The organism is Planococcus sp. BI3, from assembly GCF_056680115.1.
This window is the reverse complement of record NZ_CM155266.1, coordinates 3,868,676-3,889,032: the sequence shown is the minus strand read 5'-3', so window position 1 is coordinate 3,889,032 and position 20,357 is coordinate 3,868,676. Positions and strand designations below refer to the sequence as shown.

Here is a 20,357-nt window from a genome sequence, read left to right as displayed (position 1 = left end):
AAGCGCAGACCGGAACTCCGGCCTGCGCTTCTTTTTTGGTTTATGCTTCTTTTTTGTTGATGACGATTTGCTTGTTGTCATCCATGGTCAATTCCAATTCTGTATTGGCGACAATTCCGCCTTTGATCAATTCGCGGGCAATATTCGTTTCGATATTGCGTTGAATAAACCGTTTCAATGGACGTGCCCCAAACACCGGATCCGTTCCCGCTTCTACAATATGGTTGATGACTGAATCATCCACAGTCAATTTGATGTGCTGTTGGCTGATGCGTGCTGCCAGTTCAGCAATCATTTTCTTGGCAATGCCGTAGAAGTGGACATTATTGAGCGCATGGAAAATGACGATATCGTCGATGCGGTTCAATAGCTCAGGTTTGAAATGTCTGCGCAGCTCGCTCATGACAATGTCTTCGATGTCATGTTCATTGCTCGTATCACTGATTTGGGCTGATCCAATATTGGAGGTCATGATCACTACTGTATTCGAGAAGTTGACCAATCGCCCCTGGCTGTCGGTGATGCGGCCGTCGTCGAGGATCTGCAGCAGGATATTGGCGACATCCGGATGCGCTTTTTCAATCTCATCAAGCAACACGACAGAATATGGATTGCGGCGCACCGCTTCTGTCAGCTGTCCGCCTTCTTCGTAGCCGATATAGCCTGGTGGTGCTCCGACCAAACGGGATACACTATGTTTTTCCATGTACTCGGACATGTCAATCCGGATGAAATGATCTTCCGAATCAAACAAATTGGCTGCCAATGACTTGGCCAATTCGGTTTTACCGACGCCTGTCGGACCAAGGAAAATGAACGACCCAATGGGCTTTCTTTCATCTTTGATTCCTGCACGTGCTCTCCAAACTGCTTCAGTGACCAGTTCAACAGCTCGATCCTGGCCGATTACCCGTTCTTTCAAAGTCTCGCCTAAACGCAGCAGCTTCTCCCGCTCGCCTTCCACCAGTTTGGTTACCGGAATGCCCGTCCATCTGGCGACAATTCCCGCAATTTCTTCTTCTGTTACTTCTTCACGCAGCAAACGTTCAGCCCCGTCTTTTTCCAGATCTGCTTCGAGCGCCATCAATTCTTTTTCAAGTTCAGGAATTTTGCCATGCTGCAAAACTGCTGCAGCATTCAAGTCATAGCGGTTTTCTGCGTCTTCCAGCTGTCTTCGGAATTGATCCAATTGTTCCCGTTTTTCCTGGATTTTTTTCAAGGATTCTTTTTCTTCTGTCCACTGATTTTTCATATCAGCCGAAGAGTCGCGCAACTCTGTGATTTCTTTGCGCAAGGTCTCCAGTCTGGTTTTACTTGCCAAGTCTGTTTCTTTCATCAGCGCCTGCTCTTCAATTTCAAGCTGCATGAGGCGGCGTGTCACTTCATCAAGCTCCTGCGGCATCGAATCGATTTCCGTCCGGATCATCGCACAGGCTTCATCGATCAAATCGATGGCTTTGTCCGGCAAGAAACGCTCCGTGATATAACGGTCTGACATCGCAGCCGCTGCTACAATCGCGCGGTCATGAATGCGGACAGCGTGGTGCAATTCAAAGCGTTCCTTTAATCCGCGCAGAATGGAAACCGTATCTTCCACTGACGGCTCACGGACCATGACCTGTTGGAAACGGCGTTCCAGGGCTGCATCTTTTTCAATATGCATCCGATACTCGTCCAATGTGGTCGCTCCGATACAGTATAATTCCCCCCGTGCGAGCATCGGCTTCAGCATATTTCCAGCGTCCATGGCGCCTTCCGTTTTACCCGCTCCAACGATGGTATGAATCTCATCAATGAACAGGATGATCTGACCTTCACTGTCTTTGACTTGCTTCAAGACGCTTTTTAAGCGTTCTTCGAATTCCCCCCGGTACTTGGCTCCGGCAATCAATGCACTCATGTCGAGTTCATAAATGGTCCGGTTTTTCAACCCTTCCGGAACATCGTTGCGGACGATGCGCTGTGCCAGCCCTTCGACAATCGCAGTTTTACCGACACCAGGCTCTCCGATCAACACCGGATTGTTTTTCGTTTTCCGGGATAGGATCCGGATAACGTTGCGGATTTCCTGATCTCTTCCGATCACGGGATCCATTTTCCCTGATTGCGCCTGTTCCACCATATTCCGGCCGAACTGTTCTAATGGAGATTTTTGATCTGTGTTATTTGGGGATTGAACCATAAAAAATCACACCTTTCAATTAATTTGACTATCTTTGACTAATTAGATTATAGTCAATTTTTCAGGAATATGCAATTATTAAGGCTGTGAATTTAGTATATTTAAGAATCTGTTTTGGGGTTAAAGAAATCGTTCCAGCGACCCCTTTATCATCATTAGCCGAACACCTCCATCCATGGATAAATCGGGAGAATTGAAAAAGCCTTTCCGGAATAAATTCCGGAAAGGCTTTTGGTGTATCTTTTATCGGACGCCAAGCGCCATTTTTGCGTAACGAGACATATGTTCTTTGCTCCATACTGGTGTCCAAACGATTTTAACATCGACTTCTTCCACTTCAGGCAACTCATACAAAGAATTTTTAACCATTTCCACGATTTGAGGTCCCATTGGACAACCCATTGATGTCAAAGTCATGGTAACCACTGCAAAACCGTCTTCTGTAACCGTCACATCATAGACAAGTCCCAAGTTAACAATATCGACTCCCAGTTCCGGATCGACTACTGTTTCCAAGGCACCCATCATGCTTTCTTTCATGTCTTGATCCATTCAAAATCCCTCCCTCTACTATTAGTACCATCTTAACAAACTTTCTCAGAAAATGAAATCCACAAGCTTAGTGGGCCAAATGCTCAGCCAGCCAGTCAGTGGCTTCGAGCATGCCGCTTCGGCTTACTGCATGCCCTGCTTCCCGCTCACGCTTAAAAACAATTTTTTCAGGGACAGCTTCATATTGTTTTTTCAACTCTTTAAAGAGGCGGTACGTCGGTTCAAACGGTACCGTCACATCCTGTTCGCCATGCCAGAAATAAATGGGCCGTGCATTGAAGTTTTCCAGATGGTGGCTGCTGTCAAAAATAGCTAAAGTAGCCAGCATCTTTTCACGTTCTTCAGCGCTTATCGGCAATTGGAAGCCTCTCGATTCGTATTGAGCCATCTGAGCTTGAGCCAATTCCACGTAATTCCCTGCGCCCATCATGACTGCTGCTGCTTTGATCCACGGATAGACTGTCAATGCTCCCATAGTTGTAATGGCCCCCATGGACGTGCCGCCTATTCCTGGCTCTCCAACCACCAGACCCTGCTTATGTATTTCTTTATGCAGAAACGCCAATTCCTCAATTGATGTCAGCACGATTTCCCAAAATCGCAAGCTTATTTGAACTTCATCCAATCCTTCACTTCGTTCCCCATGAAGATGCGCATCCGGCAAAATCACCCGAAGCCCTTTTTCAGCCAATTGATAGGCGTAATGCAGATTATGCTCTTTTGCACTCATATGGCCATGAAAAAAAATAACCGTCGGCAATGCCTTCTCCACATCCTGATCCGGAGTTATATGAAGCAAAGGGATATGCCCCCATATTTGTCTTTGGACTCTCATTTACAATCACTTCCTTCATCAGTAATCGTACCAATCTTCCAGATATCCAGCAAACACCAATTCCTGTCCTGTAAAAGTCTTTTGATTTCCTCAAGATTTTTTGACGAAACCCTTGCATTATCGCTACACTAGTAATATATAGAAAGGAGTCGGTTATTTTATGAAACAACATTTAATTGTCCTTGATTTGGATGGAACCCTATTAACCGACCAGAAAGTCATTTCACCTAAAACGAAACTGACTTTAAATAAAGCGCTTGAAGCAGGACACCAGGTGATGATCGCCACCGGCCGCCCCTATCGCTCAAGTGAAACCTATTACAAGGAATTAGGATTGACCACACCCATCGTCAACTTTAATGGAGCGTTCGTCCATCATCCCCAAAACCAACAGTGGGGGATGCACCATACACCAATCGGATTGGATGTTGTCCATGAAGTGGTGGAGTCGATGCACGATTATGATTTCCATAATATTGTGGCTGAGGTACTGGACGATGTCTATGTCCATCACCATGATGAAAAACTGATGGATATTTTCCGGTTCGGCGACCCTACCATCACGACAGGCGATTTGCGCAATTACCTGAAAACAGACCCCACGTCTATTTTAATCCATGCGCCTTATGAGCGGGTACAAGAAATCCATGACCATCTCTCCTCTGTGCACGCCGAAGTGATTGACCACCGCCGTTGGGGAGCTCCCTGGCATGTTATCGAAATCGTTAAAAGTGGCATGAGCAAAGCTGTCGGGTTGGACCGCGTCTCCAAATCACTCGGAATCTCACGGGAAAACATCATTGCGTTCGGAGATGAAGACAATGATCTTGAGATGATTGATTTTGCGGGAGTCGGCGTAGCGATGGGCAACGCCATCAGCCCTTTGAAATCCATTGCCAATGAAATCACCTTAACTAATAATGACGACGGCATTGCTGAACTGCTGATTGACCGATTGAAACTGTAAATTAAGAAAGGGGATCACTATGAGATTATTCGCTGACAGCGCATCTGACCTGCCAAAAGATTTTTTTGAAAATGAAAACGTCATTTTATTTCCACTTCGTGTTCATATTGGAGATCAGGATTACGAAGACATACGAGGTATTCAATCCATTAAAGTATTTGATGCGATTCGTGCAGGCAACCACCCAAAAACATCCCAGGTTTCACCAGAGGAAATGCTGAGTGCTTTTGAGCAATTGGCTAAAGATGGCGACGAAGGTTACTATATCGCCTTCTCTTCCGAACTTTCCGGCACCTATAGTACAGCGGTGATGGTAGCGGATCAGGTGCGTGAGGAATACCCTGACCTGAAATTGACGATACTGGACTCGAAAGCCGCCTCACTCGGTTATGGCCTGTTGGTGAAAGAAGCGGCTTCATTGCGCACCGCCGGACAGCCACTGGACAAAATCATCGAAAAAACCCGTTTTATGGCCGATCATCTAGAAAGCCTGTTTACCGTTGAAGATTTGGATTATATGGCAAAAGGCGGACGCATCTCCAAAGGCAGCGCCTTTGTAGGTGGATTATTGAACATCAAACCACTTCTTCATGTAGAAGACGGTAAATTGGTGCCGATTGAAAAACTGCGTGGACGCAAGAAAGTCATCAAACGGATGATTGAATTGATGAAAGAACGCGGCACACAATTGGATCAGCAGACAATTGCCATCAGCCATGGCGATGACGAAGAATTTGCTAACGTCCTGAAACAGGAAATCGAGGAGAATTTCCATCCTCAAAAGATTGAAATCCATATGATCGGTTCTGTCATTGCAGCACATACTGGACCAGGAACTTTGGCTTTATTCTTCTTCAATAAGATTAACTAGGAGCTGATGGAACTGTGAGAAAAGTTGTTATTGTAGGTGCCGTAGGCGGCGGCGCAACAGCCGCAGGCCAAATCCGATTCTATGATCCGGATGCACGCATCACTGTATTCGATCGCGATTCAACGATGTCCTATGCGGCATGCGGAACACCATACGTTATTGGCGAGGTGATTGAAGATGAACGTTCAATCATCATGACCGATCCTGAGAGTTTCAAGAAAAAGCGCGATATTGATGTGAAATTACGCCATGAAGTTCTGGAAATCGATAGAGAAGCTAAAACAGTACTGGTTCGGAATCTGGAAAATGGGGAACAATTCAGCGAGCCTTACGATGCCTTGATCCTCGCTCCAGGCGGTTCTGCCATCATCCCGGAAGTCGAAGGCTTGGATACTTCAAAGGTTTTCACTTTGCGTAATTATGAAGATATGCAGCGGATCGATCAATTCATCAAAACCCAGCATCCTAAAAATTGCGTAGTATCAGGAGGTGGGTTTATCGGCCTGGAAATGGCTGAAAACCTAAAAAATATTGGCTTGGACGTTACCTTGGTACATAAATCTGCGGCCATCATGTCTATTTTGGATCTCGACATTTCACTGATCATCGAAAAAGAACTGGCAGTCCAGGGCGTCAAGCTCCTAACGGGAACGGCGATTGAAAAGACCGAAGGCAAAACCATCAATCTGACGAATGGCATCCAATTGGAGGCCGATTTCATTATCATGAGTATCGGATTGAAACCCAATACCGATCTTGCCGTCAAAGCCGGCCTGAGGATTGGGGAAACTGGAGGCATCCGAACCAATGACTTTATGCAGACAAACGACCCGTCGATTTATGCAATCGGGGATGCTTCAGAAAATTTCGATATGGTGACAGGGGATCCAAAAAGAGTCCCTCTTGCCTCTCCAGCCCATCGTCAGGCATTTATCGTTGCACGCCATCTAACCGGCGACAAAATAGCGAAAAAGGGGTTGCTCGGTACTTCTGTATTGAAGATTTTCTCCTTGACTGCCGCGATGACCGGGCTGAATGAACAAGCCATTAAAGACAAAAATCTGCAGTCAGCTACGGTCACCCATACGGGCAACTCGAATGCCGGCTATTATCCGGAGCATTCCAAACTCACCTTAAAGGTCCATTACGATCCCGAGACCCGAAAGATCCTGGGAGCGCAATGCATCGGCGGCAAAGGGGTCGATAAGCGGATCGATGTCATCGTTACTGCCATCTACGGCGGATTGACAGTCGATGATTTGCAGGCACTGGAGCTTTGCTATGCGCCTCCCTATTCTTCACCAAAAGATCCAATCAATTTGATCGGCTACAAGACCATCAGTAAAGGATGACAAATTAAAAACAGGAAGAGAAAAGCGATGTGCTTTTCTCTTCCTGTTTTATTGTCCAAACCATTATACAGTTTTTTCATTTGCTCTTTGTTTTGCTGCGTCGGCTTTGCGCTGCTTGCCTTTGCGCCAAACAACCACTAAGAACAACATGAATACCACATACATAATGGCGAGCGTTGCAAGATAGGCGGAATTGAGTTTCGTTTCTTCGGTCACATGGAAAACTTCTGCAATTTCACGGTCCTGGGTGACACGATACTCTCCATTGTCTTCCTGGCGGATAATATCACTTTCAAAAAGACCACGCAATTCCTGGCCATCTCCAATAATGTCAGCAGACAAATTAATGCTCTTTGTCGAAGAAGAGTTATTGATAGCGATGATCCATGTTTCTTCATCGTTTGAACGCTTATAGACCAACCAGCCGTCTTCATCATGCAATACTTCAAGTTCCCCTGTCCGTAATGCTTCAGATGAATTACGCAAGGACGTCAAGTCTGTAATATGGTCAACCAATTCTTTGTCTACTGCCATATCCAAAATTTGATGCGACTCAGGCAATTCTGTTCCATTCATCGCTGATTCTGACCCATACTGAACGACTGGAATACCAGGCATTGTCAATAACTGTGTCAGCAACAATGTCCAACGGGTTGGGGGAAATCCGTTTACATCCACAATATCTGCTGTAAACCGTGAACCCCATAAAGAGTCTACCTGAATCAGTTTATCTTCACTTTCCTGCATTACAGAAGAGATTTCCGTCAAGTCCTGATCAAAGTTCTTGTAGCCAGCACGAAGGGTTTCCTCTACGCCCGGCAAAACCACAGCATCAAATCCAGGCGTCTCTTCCATTTCCCGGTCGCTTAAGATATAGCTGTCCCCTACCGCTTTCATCGCTTCAGAAAAACCACTGATAAATGAAGGGTCCAACTGATCGGAATTCTGCAGACGGAACCCATCAACCTGATAGGCCTCACTGAATTCTGCAAATGTCGAAATCAATGCTTCCTGAACTTCAGGATTTGCTGTATCCAGTGCGAGGCTGCCGTCTTCATTTTCTGTAAACCATTCCGGATTTTCGGCTGCCCAGACATGGTCTTCACTAACCTGCTGCGTTGGGACATCCACGATCACTTTCATATCCTGATCATGAATTTCAGCTACCAATGCTTGAAACTCTTCTTCGGTTCCAAAATGGCGCTCAAACTCGGTATAATCCACTACCCTTTTCCCATCATATGTAGCCGTTGAAAATACGGGTCCTATTGAAAGAGCCGTAAAGCCCATTTCCTTCACAAATAATAGTTCACTGGCCATGCCATCAAAATCTCCGCCGCTAAAGGCTGCAGGATCCAATGCATTCACTTCGTAGTCATTGTCGATCTTTTTGTTGAAATAGCGGTCAACCAGCACATCATAGATGAGCTCGTCTTTAAGTTCACGCTCGTCTGCAGCAGATGCTGGGGTAACCAGTGTCAGCAACAGTAAACTTGCCATGATGCTTGAAATCCATTTTGCCTTCAATCTAAAATCCTCCTTCAATGAGGTCGTTATTGCGTTCCACCCGGTTAATTTTATCAAACTCAGGCTATCGCCGCCATGTTAAGTTGACGTTTCAGCCTCAACTTGCCGGAGTTTCGTCTAAACTGTGAAAAGCTACAGAAAAGCGGAAGCGCCCGTGTAGCTTTGACAGGCATAAGACAGACCGGCGAAGCGGCGGACTTTGCCGCACAGCCAGAGTGGCTTACATCCCGAAGAGCTGTGAATCAGACTTTCTCAAACCACAAAAAAAGCAGATGCTGGATGCACCTGCCCTGCTTTCATTAAAAGAAATCTAAACCGATCGGCAACATGAATCCAACGAACATCGTTGCAAATAAGAACAATACGAAAAACGCCCAGACCATCGTTACCGGCTTTTGTTTTTTCGAACGGATCAAAACCATTTCCATCATTCCGATTGTCAACACGCCTAGAAGGAATTTAATGCCGTATAACATTGCATCCGCCGAAGAATGTGCGACAAATAACGTTAATCCGGTAATGATGATCAAAATATAGAACAATCTCAGTACCATGTGTAGAATCTTACGGCCTTTGCTGTCACGTTGCATGAATGCTGCAATCAGGAATAGAATAACTGCAATGACCCATGTCGTGATGTGTAAATGGGTAGTATCTGTAAAAATGCTCAAAAGCTCACCTCTTCTAATAAAGTCCTTTCCAGTTTATCACAAGTCGGACGTTGAAAAGAGCTTGGATCTTATGACAAATGTGTGACGAGGGTTCCGATAGACTCAATCGACACTTTGACAGTGTCTCCTGCTTTCAGGAATTTCGGTGGATTGAAGCCTTTGCCGACTCCAGCGGGCGTACCTGTAAGCAGAACATCTCCTGGCTCCAGTGCCACATACTTCGATACTTCCGCTACAAGGTCATCCACACGGCGGATCATATTTTCTGTGTTGCCATTCTGGCGTACTTCATCATTCACTTTTGTCACAATCGATAGATTCTGGGATTGTGGGATTTCATCTTTTGTTACGATATACGGCCCGAGTGGACATGAACCCTCCAGGCTTTTCCCAAGAAAATACTGCTGATGCTTGTCCTGCAGGTCCCGTGCAGTCAGATCGTTGGCGATGGTATAGCCAAAAACATAGTCATAGGCCATCTGCTTTGGTATCTTATGGCCTGCCTTTCCAATGATTACTGCCAGTTCCCCTTCGTAATCATAAGAATCGGTCACATCATTGTGAACAGAAACGGTTTCTCCGTCCGCTGATATACAAGTCGGTGACTTGGTGAAAACCACCAAATCTACTGGGGCTTCTCCACCCATCTCTTTTGCATGATCTGCATAATTCTTTCCGATACAGATAATGTTTTTGGGTGTTCTTGAAATTGGGGCTAACCATTCAATTTCTGAAAAAGAGTGTTTGAATTCTTCAGGGTGATCAGATTGGACTGCGGCTTCCGTCAATTTACGAATTTGTTCAACAAACTCCATGCCTTGTGGAATTCCTTCAATCAATTTTTCAGGAAACGCAGGTAAGACCTCTAATTGCTGTTGAATGGCAATCAGATCCCAAACAGCTTCTTCCTTTTTAACTTTCGGTCCAAATCCTTCTTTTCCTTCATAGCGAAATGATAACAGCTTCATTCGTCAAACACTCCTTTTCTTTGATTGAATTCATTATACACATTCAAGGTTTTGAATTGTTAGTTTTTTCGAAATTATTTCCATATGTCCATTTTCTCCAGACCATTTCAAGTGGTCCCCGAGAGAATTTTTCAAACCACAATTCCGCAAAAATCAGCTGAACCACAAAAATCCCGATGGCGATCAATGTTCCCGTAAGAAGATCCACTTGTCCATAAAGCCCCAAGCCGTAGGAATAAAAGATCAATGTCGCTAAAACGGATTGAGTGATATAGGTTGTCAGCGACATCCGCCCGACTTTGGCTACCGGAGAAAATAGCTTTTGCACAACTGCTTTTTGTGCCAGCAAAGCGATAATCGCTGCATAGCCAATTGCCACAAGCGGCCCTCCAAAAATGTCCTGCAAATAGACAAAAGCATAATTCGGTTCAAACAGCATTGGTCCGGATTTCAGCAGCAGACCGAGCACTAATGGCACAATCGCTAAAAACAGCCACAGTTTACGTTTTTCCTGCGTCCGTTCAATCAGCCTCCACTTTGCTGCAGCCGCTCCAACCATCAGAAACGGCAGGATTGTGGCAATCAAAATAATGTAGTTGAGTAAATTATTGCTATAGGTCCAATCAGACAACCGTTGGCTGAAGATTTCTGCAAAGCTGCCCGATTGGTAAGATTGAATCGAACTTTCAATTTGCATATACCCTACATAAATACTCGGATCAGCTGCAGCCGCTATAAACATGATGCCCAGCAGCATTAGATGCGGAACCGTATAGATGATGGCCGCAAACCCCAGCAACCAACTGGATGGCAGCCTGATCATGCCGATCAGCAGGAAGCCCATGATGGCATAGGTGATCAAAATATCCCCATACCAGATCAAGAAGGCATGAAGGATGCCGAACACCAGCAAAACCACCAGGCGTTTGACGGCTAACGGCATGAAGGGGCGATTTTTTGCTTCTGCACGCATAAATTGCATCGCCAGCCCATAGCCGAACAACATGGCAAATAAGGGGTAGAAGCTGGCCTGGATGAAAAGATCGATAAACCAGTATATCCCTTCATTCAAATTTCCATCGAACCATTTATATGGATCGATGTATGACAGCGGGGAATGGAAAGCCAGCATGTTGATGATTAATATTCCAAAAAGCGAAAATCCTCTCATTAGATCTATCGCTGTTACTCGTTCATTTATAGAGACCGGCTGTAAGTTCAAAATAATCCTCCTAAATAGTCACTTCTTGGCTTGCCGCAAACAAATAAAGCAGCCGTTCCTTGATCGGGATCCTTAAGATCGATTCAACCGCTTCCTGATAGACGGCCAGCTGGACACCATAACGCTCAGCCATTTCTGTATTGACGTCGCTGATATGCGAGAGCCGATCGGTCTTGTAATCCAGCAGAACCCAGCCGTCCTGTTCTTCAAACAGGCAATCGACAATCCCTTGGATAATCTGATGGTCTCCATCGGTATCCGCTTTTGCGTATGTGAAAGGGACTTCCCGTTTTATGTTCTTTGCTGACCGAAGGCGCCTAGCTGTCTCACTGGCGTAAAAACGTTCAATTTCTTCAACTTTCACCGCTGTTCCTTCATCAGGCGAGAGGATTTCCATTCCGACAAGTGTTTCGATAAACTCTTTTATTTCGGTGGAATCCATTGTGCGCTCCAAGGGTATATGCTGCATGACTGCATGAACTGCTGTGCCGATGTCGGCCGCTGACAAGCGTTTGTCCATCATGAAATCCGGACGGTGCAGCAGCATCGTTCTTTCAGGCTTTGCCGCTTGGATGAAGGATTCAGGCTCATCCAAGCGCTGCAGCATCTGCAGCCTTTTCATTTCTGTCACCGATTGCTTGGAGCGCTTGTCAACCGCTTTCTGATGCGGATACTGATAATTGAAGCGCTCATTGACAAGCTCCTGGTAATTTTCATCCACATTCCCCTCTTTCAACAGCTCATCCAAATTCACGACTCCCGGAAGCAATGACTGGGATTCGATGATTTCAATGTGGAAGCGGGAAGAATGATCGAGAAAATTGCCATTGGCATTCAATAGTTCCGCGGCATCCGGATGTCTGGCTATGGCTGGTCCAATCCAATCCAAATAGCCTTTTGCACGGGAACGTATGAAATCCGGCAACCGGACATCATGCGTGCTGACTTTCCATTTTTCAAAGAGCTTATCGATGTCTTTAACAGAAGCCGTCAAATACAGACGCTCTTTTGCGCGTGTCATCGCAACATATAAAACCCGCATCTCTTCCGCTTTCATCTGCAGCTGCTTCATTTCCCTGACAGCCAGGAAAGGCAACGAGGTATATTCGATCCGCGTATCCGGATTGACCGCCTTGACGGCTAATCCATAGTCCTGATCGAACAGATAGGATTTCCGGAAATCCATTTCATTGAAAGAACGGCCTGTTCCAGCAAAAAAGACAACTGGAAACTCAAGCCCTTTGGATTTGTGGACCGTCATGAGGCGAACGACATTTTCCTTTTCGCTAAGGGATTTGGCGGTTCCCAGATCATCGCCGCGCTCGCGCATGCGGTCAATAAAGCGCAAGAAACGGAACAACCCGCGGAAAGAAGTTTTTTCATATTCCAGCGCACGGTCATGCAATGCGCGCAAATTAGCCTGGCGCTGCTTGCCATTGGTCATGGCACCGGCCATCTCATAATAATTGGTGTTCAGATAGACCTGCCAGATCAACTCTGCCAGAGAGCCTCTGCGAGCCTGGTTGCGCCATCCCTCCAACTGCAGAATAAAGCGCTGAAGCTTTTCAGCAGTGGCCGGATCGATTCCTGTACCACCGCGCATAAAGGTTTTGACCGCTTCATAAAAGGATGCCTGGGGTGCCGCTAAGCGGATCTCAGCCAATTCATTTTCTTTCAGCCCGATAAACGGTGCGCGCAAAACAGAAGCCAGTGGAATATCTTGGTACGGATTATCGATGACACGCAATGTATTGAGCATAATCATCACTTCAAGGGCATCAAAATAGCCGCCGGTCAATTCAGCATACAATGGAATCCCAGCCATCTTAAATTCGTCCACAAAGTCTCCTGACCAGGTCATGGAGCGCATCAGGACAACGATATCCCGGTATTCCAACTTTCGCTGCTGCTGAGTCCAGGGATCATTCACCACTATTTCCTGATCCATCATTTCTTTGATTTTCTTTGCGATAAAGCGCGCTTCCCACTGGGATTTCACCAGGTCCTCATCCACCGCTTCCTCTTCCATTTCCGGCTCGTGGATCAACGCCAACTCAATGGGAATCTGTTGTTCGGGATAAGGCGCCTTGGCTTTTAATGCTGCAGCTTCATCGTAGTCGATTTCCCCAACCCGTTCGCCCATAATTTGCGAGAAAATATAATTGGTGCCATCCAATATTTCCTTTCGGCTTCTGAAATTCGCGTTCAGATCAATGCGCAGCCCGGCATCTTCCGCATCATGGCGAAAGCGGGAATATTTCCCTAAGAAAAGCATCGGTTCAGCAAGCCGGAATCGGTAGATCGATTGTTTGACATCGCCCACCATAAACAAATTTCCGTCCTGTTCGTCTCCAGACTTCACCAGTTTCAAAATAGTTTCCTGCAGCAGATTGGTATCCTGATATTCATCCACCAGCACTTCCTTGAACCGATCCTGGTATTCTTTTGCAATGGCGGATGGTTTGCCGTCATCCGATAAAATTTCCAGCGCATAATGCTCCAAATCAGAGAAATCAACCAATGCACGGTCGATTTTAAGGGCTTTGTATTGATCCGCAAAAAGCTGTGTCAGCTCTACTAAGGTCCTCATCAAGGGCGCCATCTCACGCATTTCGTCGAGAAGCCGTTTAGGCGATCGTGTGAAATAAGCATCGAATAGGCCGTTGACGATTTTCTTCACTTCATTGCGCATTGCCTTTGCTTCCTCTGCAACTGCGGGGTCACAGGAATCCTTCTTGATACTGGCCGCTTTTTCGAATTTGAAGGACTTTGAAAAAGCATAAAGGCTGTCCCAGGAAGTTTCCAAAGCGGCAATCACCGCTTGGATCACTTCTGCATCTGTCTTGAAGGTAACTTCCAGCACAGCCGGACCATCCGGCTGTAAAGCCAGTTGCACCCCTTCCTGCGTCAGCTGCAGCGCTTCCTCTAAAGCATGACGTATCGTCAGTTTCAGGTCGCCGATAAACGGAAGTTCATCAATGGTGGCCGATTCCGGTACATCGTATAATGCCGGTACTTGCTGCAGCCAGTGCTCCGGATCAGGGTGCACACGTGAATAATCATAAAGCTTGCTCAGCAGCACCTCCATCGCCTGGTCGCTGCGATCGGAAGTAAAGCTGTCCGCCAACCGGTATACGGCTTCAGCCCCTTCTCCCTCATAAGCTGTTTCAAGAACCGCTTCCAGGACATCATCCCGCAGCAAAGCTGCTTCAGTCTCTCCTGCAATCCGGAATCCCGGATCGATTTCAAGAAGGTAAGCATATTGTTTTACTACCTGCAGACAAAAAGAGTGCAAAGTAGAGATTTGAGCTTTATTGATCAAACGCAATTGCTTTTTCAGGTGGTTGGAATCTGGATTGTCCGCCACGGCTTTTTCCAATGCGTTCGACATGCGGTGCCGCATTTCAGCAGCTGATGCATTGGTGAAAGTAACGACTAAAAGCTCATCTACTGAAATAGGATCTTCTTCAGCCAGCACCTTTTCAATCATCCGATTGATCAGAACGGCTGTTTTTCCTGAACCGGCTGCGGCTGACACGAGCATGTCCTGGCCTTTTGCCCAAATTGCCAGCCATTGTTCATCGGTCCATGTGGCATCAATCGGTTTTTTCGGTATCATCGTCAGCGGTCTCCTTTCTGATCAATTCTACTGCTCTATCCGGCGGCAAAGCCGGCAGTTTGCGGTAAGTCTGTGCCGGGTCCGCCGGGTCGAACTGGCAGACCGAGCGATAGGAACAAAATTGGCAAGGCGTATCTTCTTTTACTTTATAAGGGGTGATGCTCGTATTGCCGTCCAATATGCCATTGCCAGCCTGTTGATGTTTGCTGCGGACAAATTGGCGGATGGCCTGCATATCCTCTTTGACTACTGTTTTGGATTGGGAGGCTGACACCGCACCACTTTTATTGAGCCTCACCGGTATGACGTTGGAATAGCCATCAATCCCATCATCCATGGCTTGAATCACTTCCGGGTCTTCAACAACCAAACCATTCATTTTAAAGGATTTGGCCATCTCTTCTTCCAGCTCTTCTGCTGTCATCAATTTCGTCAGCTTCAGCATAGGATTGTGCATATGGAAATACAGCACGCCTGCCGGTTCCGCTCTTTCTCCGAGCCACCGGTCAGAATGGGTCAACGCCACATCCAGATACGTGAAAGTCTGAAGGGATAGGCCATGGTAGACATTGCTGAGGTCGAGCCCCTGTTTGGACGATTTGTAATCGACGACACGCAAATACGGTTTGCCATGGATTTCAGTCGAATCAATCCGGTCGATGCGTCCACGAACATTCATTTTGCGACCATGCTTCAATGCAATTTCAAGCGGCGGGATCGTTTCTTGGGGACCGAAACCAACTTCCAGGGCAACAGGCACAAAACCTGAAACTTTGGCGTGTTTGCTGAGCATGAATGCTGTCTGTCGGATGATTCCCTCCAATTTATGCTGAATATAGCGATAGCGGTGGGAACTGATCAGGATATGGTTGACGAAATAAGGCGACAATTGCTCAATCGCTTCTTTCGCTAAATTCTGGCATTGTGTCCGTGTCAATGACGACCAAGACACACCAAGCCTCAGGACTTCGTCTGAAATCCATTTGATGGCCGCATGGAAAAGATCCCCCATCGCTGGCGCTGCCAGTTTGTATTGGCTGCGTTCTTCAAGGCGCAGTCCATACGCCACATAATGGGCAAACGGACAGCCATAATAGGTTTCAACCCGCGACACGCTGGAGGAAATTGGCGTGCCGTACAAAGATTCTGCAACGCCTTCCCGCAACGGATCCGCTATATTCGGTTTGATCGGCGCTAAAATCCTTTTGATGACCGAAGACCAGAACGGATCTTCCTCATAATAGTTCAAGACAGCACGCCATTCGGCTGTCAATTTGCCGCCGCGGATCTGTGACGTCAAATAAGCCAGACTTGCCCGCGGATGCGAAATATAAGCCATCGGTGAAACATCCAAAAGCTCTTCAGGATCGATGACCGCCGGAACGGTATCGATTGACAGCATGTCCTTCAACTTCTGGACATAGAGTGAAGGCAGCAATGCTTTCCCTTCTTCATCTGCAATCGGGTATGAAACCGTCAACAGATCCGATGCCGAAGTAAAGGCACGGTAAACCATATATGTCTCATCCATCAGACGCATTTTCGAAGTGGGCGCCAGTTCAAAGCCGATCTGCGCAAACCACTCACGGTCTGTATCCGTCAAAAGCCCTTCTTGCTCGATGCGCTTCGGCAAGACACCGTCATTGGCGCCGATGACAAATACTGACTTGATGTCCATCAAACGCGCCAAATCGATTTTAGATACCGTCACCTGGTCCAGAGAAGGCGGAATCCGAGAAAATTCAAGCGTTTCAAACCCTTCATCGAGAATTTTGACAGCTGTCGCCAGATCGATTTCCTTGTCTCCGAACATCAAGACAAATTGATCCAGAACACCAACCCATTGATTCCAGGCCTGTTCGTGTTCAGTAGCCGCAAGCAACCGGTGCTCGTTTTCTTCCCGTTCTTTCAAATCCTGAATTTTTGTATAAACATCCATCTTCTCTATAAACAGGAACAGCGCCTCCGCCATATCTCTTCCCGTCTTGCTGAGCTTTAGTTGTTCTTTTAACTGCGCTAAAGGTTCTCTGATTAAATCACGGACCGCATGAAGCTCCATTTGGGCCGCAAGTTCTTCATCCGTTTGGATGGTGGTATGGAATTCCAGCCCCCGGTATTTTTTATAGAACCAGCGTTTTTCTTCAAACCAGCGTTCTCCGTAAATGCCATTGGCAATGACAAAGTTCTCCAACACATCACTTCGTTCCCGCCATTTGGTAACGGGTCCTTGCGGAAAAAACAAATCCGTCTTGACCGCACGGAAAACTGATTCATAAGAATAATTGGAGACGGTCGCTTCAAGGACCGAACGGCTGAATTCGATCAACGGGTGATGCAGCATCGATTTTTTCTGGCTGATGAAATAAGGAATTTCGTATTGTGGAAAAATGGTGTTGATCAGTTCATCGTAAATTTCGGGCTGTCTGTACAAAATCGCGATTTCATTATAACGAAGACCGTTTCTGGCCTCGTCTCTGATGCTCCGCGCCACTGCATGCATTTCCGCTCTTCTGTTCGACGCCTCGATCAAAGATACATGGCCTTGGCCCTGTATTTTCGGGGCCGGGGTATCATCAAAATGCTGTTCAATATGTTCCAGTTCCGGATGTGTAAACCTGCGTGGCACTGCAAGATGGACCGGACTGTCAATGTCGACTCCATCTTTTGTAGCCTGTTCACTTAATCGGCGGGCTGTATTGGCAGATTGATAGAATAGCGCCTGCTCATCATTCGGATCTGTCCGGTCGTCCATCGGCAAGGCAATGGTCACTGATTTGGCATGCTTCATTAATTCAAACAGAATTTCATACTCTCGTGCTGTGAACGTCACAAATCCATCGATATAGATGGTCGCTGATTTGACCAGGTCGGAGTAAGGGATTTTCTCGCTTAGCAATGCCAGATGCCCTTCGGAATCCACAAACACTTTGCCCAGCCGGTTTTCAATCTCCGTCAGGATCAACTCCAGATCTTCCGCTTTGTCCAGCAGCGTTTGGGGCGCGCCAAGCTCAGTTAATGAAGAACGGATGGAACTCAATTCTCCACAATCCACACAATAGCGGGCGAATTCCTTCACCAATTGTTCTATTTGGTCGGTGAATCCGCGCTTGCCAGCCGCTCTGCGGAACAATTGGAAGTCATCACGATGTTCTTCCAGCAGGCTGCGGATCAGCATACGGTAACCAAAAGTATCCACTTCTTTCCTGCTGATGCCCCCTACTTCCTGCAGCACGCGCCAGGCAAGCCGTTTAAACGTCACTGCCTGTGCACGGATCATGCCATTCATCCCGTATGCAGCAGAAAGCCGATACTCGGTAGAAAACGACATCTGGTCCGGCACGATAAGGAAAATAGGCTCTCCATCCGCCTGCCGCTTTAATTCATCCACTATTTCTTCTTGGACAAAACGGGTTTTCCCCGCTCCTGCTCTGCCGTATACAATGCGTAAAGACACATGACCACTCCTTCCAATAAGAACATTTGTTCTTATTATACGATATTCCCAAGTTGATAGCCAACTTCAGAGAATCACTTATAGTTTTTGCTTTTTTCGTTCTTCATTTGCCAGACGAAAGTCCGCTTCCACTTTTTTATTTAATCGTTTTTCAAGAATTTTGCCGATCACATACAATAGGACGATCACCAGTATTACGATGGCAGTCCGTATCGGCTGTGTAAAAAGAGCACGCAGGTCATAGCCGACAAACGAAATGGTGAAGACCATGACAAATTTCCCTGCCATCACCGTCAGTAAATAATAATGTCTGCGAATATTCGATAGGCCGGCTACAAGGTTGACCAGGGCAGATGGCGTAAAAGGCAGACACAATAACAGGAACAAGGGACCAAATCCGTTTCGCTCCACCCAATGAATCAGTTTCTGCACTTTTTCATGCCTTGTCATAAAGTTCATGAAACGTGCCCGTCCATATTTGCGGATCAATAGGAACACCGCGTAGGCACCTAAGACTGAACCGCCCCAGGATAAAAGGAACCCAATCCATAATCCGTAAGCTGTTGCATTGGCAAAGACGAAAACAAATAATGGCAAAAACGGTAAAAATGCTTCAATGAATGGCAAAAGAAAGCCGATTAACGGACCAAATGCCCGGTAGGATTGTGTCAATTCAACAATATTCTCCATGGAAAAAAAATCCGACATAAGCTCAGTCCTTTAACGTACAAAATTTTTAAAATGCGGATAAAAAATTAAAAGCTTGTATGATATGCTATTATAATTACTTTACACTCTTTCACTGAGTTTGGAAAAGGAATACCTATACATAAGGAGCGAGAAAAATGGACAGACGCGAATTTTCTGCGGGAATAAAGGCTGGAACCAGTATTGCGATTGGCTATTTCCCGATAGCATTGACCTTTGGCTTATTGGCAAAGACCACTGGACTTTCCCTGCTGGAAGCCACTGCGATGAGCATCTTCGTCTATGCAGGTGCAGCACAGTACATTTCCCTGTCTCTCATCACAGCCGGGGTAGCGCCTGCTGTGATCGTTTTGAATACTTTTATCGTCAACATCCGGCATTTTCTAATGACGGCGGCACTCAACGAAAAGATGCAGCCGGATGACCGTTGGAAAAAAGCGTTGTATGCTTTTGGGATCACGGATGAATCTTTTTCCGTGTTGGCTACGCAAAAAGGCAATAAATTAACAACTGCATTTGCAGTCGGCGTTATTGTCATTGCTTATGGCAGTTGGATCGTTTTCACAGCAATCGGCCATTTGATCGGCGCCAACCTGCCGCATTTCCTCCAAGCCTCTATGTCGATTGCACTTTATGCCATGTTTGTTGGATTGTTGGTGCCTTCGATGCGCGGCAATCGAAAAGTGGTCAGCCTGGCTATCATTGCCGGCTTGGTCAATTCCTTCTTTTATTTTACAGAATGGCTGTCCACAGGGTGGGCTATCATGGTGGCAACCTTAGCTTCCGCCATTTTTATTGAATGGGTTTCACGGAAAGGTGTGAAAACGTAATGGGTTCATGGTATTGGTGGATGATACTCGGCATGGCGGTAGTGACTTATATTCCCCGCGCCATCCCGCTGACTTTTCTGGAGGGCCGGGAACTGCCTGAACCGGTCCAGAATATTTTACGGAATATTCCATATGCTGTTTTGGGGGCTTTGATTTTTCCGGCTATCTTTTTTATTCAGGATAATATCTGGTTCGGAATTATCGGTGCTATTGCAGCATTCGGCATCGCCTTTACAGGTGCGAATGTTATGATAGTCGTCCTTGGATCTATCGCAGTGCTGGCAGTATTCAGTGTGTTCATTTAAAATTATGCAGAAAAAAAAAAGCCGTTACTCATTTTCATGAGCTTCGGCTTTTTTTCTGCGATTGAACATCCTTGTGGAATACCAGAACCCGGCAGTTAGAGAAGCCGCATTAACGACGAACAGCAGCCAAGTTTGAGTGTATCCCGCATAGACGGCTGCTGCAATAAGTGCCACAGTCAGAATCAATGCAACAATGTGGTTGAACGTGACTCTCGTAAACAAAACGACGAGCAATCCCGGTACCAGCAGAGACAAGAAGAATTTCGTTACTATAGATTCCATTTAGTTTGCTCC

General features: G+C 46.4%; 16 protein-coding genes. 5 read left to right on the top strand and 11 right to left on the bottom strand.

The window, feature by feature from the left end; all coding sequences use genetic code 11:
* Window positions 1-40: 40 nt before the first annotated feature.
* The 3 genes from AC1MEO_RS19095 to AC1MEO_RS19085 form a co-directional block, all read right to left on the bottom strand.
* Window positions 41-2,182 carry an ATP-dependent Clp protease ATP-binding subunit gene (locus AC1MEO_RS19095; RefSeq protein ID WP_480333477.1) on the bottom strand — a complete coding sequence of 714 codons (2,142 nt, stop codon included), beginning with the start codon at window positions 2,180-2,182 and terminating at the stop codon, window positions 41-43.
* A 243-nt stretch (window positions 2,183-2,425) separates the two neighbouring features.
* Entirely contained in the window at window positions 2,426-2,734 is a 309-nt protein-coding gene (locus AC1MEO_RS19090; RefSeq protein WP_480333475.1) for a metal-sulfur cluster assembly factor, read from the bottom strand.
* A gap of 67 nt (window positions 2,735-2,801) precedes the next feature.
* Window positions 2,802-3,569, bottom strand: a complete 768-nt coding sequence (locus AC1MEO_RS19085; RefSeq protein ID WP_480333473.1) for a prolyl oligopeptidase family serine peptidase — start codon at window positions 3,567-3,569, stop codon at window positions 2,802-2,804.
* A gap of 160 nt (window positions 3,570-3,729) precedes the next feature.
* Here AC1MEO_RS19085 and AC1MEO_RS19080 point away from each other — a divergent pair, with 160 nt between their 5' ends.
* Genes AC1MEO_RS19080 through AC1MEO_RS19070 form a run of 3 tightly spaced genes read left to right on the top strand, consistent with a single transcriptional unit; the run spans window position 3,730 to window position 6,759 of the window.
* Window positions 3,730-4,536, top strand: a complete 807-nt coding sequence (locus AC1MEO_RS19080) for a Cof-type HAD-IIB family hydrolase (protein ID WP_480333471.1) — start codon at window positions 3,730-3,732, stop codon at window positions 4,534-4,536.
* A 19-nt stretch (window positions 4,537-4,555) separates the two neighbouring features.
* Window positions 4,556-5,407, top strand: coding sequence for a DegV family protein (locus AC1MEO_RS19075; RefSeq protein WP_480333469.1), 852 nt, complete (start codon window positions 4,556-4,558; stop codon window positions 5,405-5,407).
* Between the two features lie 14 nt (window positions 5,408-5,421).
* A complete protein-coding gene (locus AC1MEO_RS19070; protein WP_480333467.1) occupies window positions 5,422-6,759 on the top strand; it encodes a CoA-disulfide reductase in 1,338 nt (445 codons plus the stop codon).
* Between the two features lie 63 nt (window positions 6,760-6,822).
* On the opposite strand, the gene AC1MEO_RS19065 is transcribed toward AC1MEO_RS19070, so the two are convergent.
* From AC1MEO_RS19065 to AC1MEO_RS19035, 7 genes are all read right to left on the bottom strand, one after another.
* Window positions 6,823-8,286 (bottom strand): alpha-amylase family glycosyl hydrolase, encoded by a 1,464-nt coding sequence (locus tag AC1MEO_RS19065; RefSeq protein ID WP_480333465.1) that lies wholly within the window; start codon window positions 8,284-8,286, stop codon window positions 6,823-6,825.
* Window positions 8,287-8,585: 299 nt separating this feature from the next.
* Window positions 8,586-8,957: a YisL family protein gene (locus AC1MEO_RS19060; RefSeq protein WP_480333463.1), complete on the bottom strand. Its 372-nt coding sequence runs from the start codon at window positions 8,955-8,957 to the stop codon at window positions 8,586-8,588.
* A 68-nt stretch (window positions 8,958-9,025) separates the two neighbouring features.
* Entirely contained in the window at window positions 9,026-9,925 is a 900-nt protein-coding gene (locus tag AC1MEO_RS19055; RefSeq protein ID WP_480333461.1) for a fumarylacetoacetate hydrolase family protein, read from the bottom strand.
* A gap of 43 nt (window positions 9,926-9,968) precedes the next feature.
* Complete coding sequence (locus AC1MEO_RS19050) at window positions 9,969-11,147, bottom strand: DUF418 domain-containing protein (RefSeq protein ID WP_480333459.1); 1,179 nt, start codon at window positions 11,145-11,147, stop codon at window positions 9,969-9,971.
* A 10-nt stretch (window positions 11,148-11,157) separates the two neighbouring features.
* Complete coding sequence (gene addA / locus AC1MEO_RS19045; RefSeq protein WP_480333457.1) at window positions 11,158-14,766, bottom strand: helicase-exonuclease AddAB subunit AddA; 3,609 nt, start codon at window positions 14,764-14,766, stop codon at window positions 11,158-11,160.
* A complete protein-coding gene (gene addB / locus AC1MEO_RS19040) occupies window positions 14,744-18,220 on the bottom strand; it encodes a helicase-exonuclease AddAB subunit AddB (protein WP_480333455.1) in 3,477 nt (1,158 codons plus the stop codon). Before addB ends, addA begins: the two co-directional genes overlap by 23 nt.
* Before the next feature lie 78 nt (window positions 18,221-18,298).
* Window positions 18,299-18,910 (bottom strand): TVP38/TMEM64 family protein, encoded by a 612-nt coding sequence (locus tag AC1MEO_RS19035; RefSeq protein WP_480333453.1) that lies wholly within the window; start codon window positions 18,908-18,910, stop codon window positions 18,299-18,301.
* A 155-nt stretch (window positions 18,911-19,065) separates the two neighbouring features.
* On the opposite strand from AC1MEO_RS19035, the gene AC1MEO_RS19030 reads away from it, so the two are divergent.
* Together AC1MEO_RS19030 and AC1MEO_RS19025 are read left to right on the top strand one after the other, a co-directional pair.
* On the top strand, window positions 19,066-19,758 hold the full coding sequence (locus AC1MEO_RS19030; protein WP_480333451.1) for an AzlC family ABC transporter permease: 693 nt from the start codon (window positions 19,066-19,068) through the stop codon (window positions 19,756-19,758).
* On the top strand, window positions 19,758-20,063 hold the full coding sequence (locus AC1MEO_RS19025; RefSeq protein WP_480333449.1) for an AzlD domain-containing protein: 306 nt from the start codon (window positions 19,758-19,760) through the stop codon (window positions 20,061-20,063). The genes AC1MEO_RS19030 and AC1MEO_RS19025 overlap by 1 nt, the downstream gene beginning before the upstream one ends.
* Window positions 20,064-20,087: 24 nt before the next feature.
* Here the strand turns inward: AC1MEO_RS19025 and AC1MEO_RS19020 are convergent, their stop codons facing one another.
* Window positions 20,088-20,345, bottom strand: a complete 258-nt coding sequence (locus tag AC1MEO_RS19020) for a CsbA family protein (protein WP_480333447.1) — start codon at window positions 20,343-20,345, stop codon at window positions 20,088-20,090.
* Window positions 20,346-20,357: the final 12 nt, after the last annotated feature.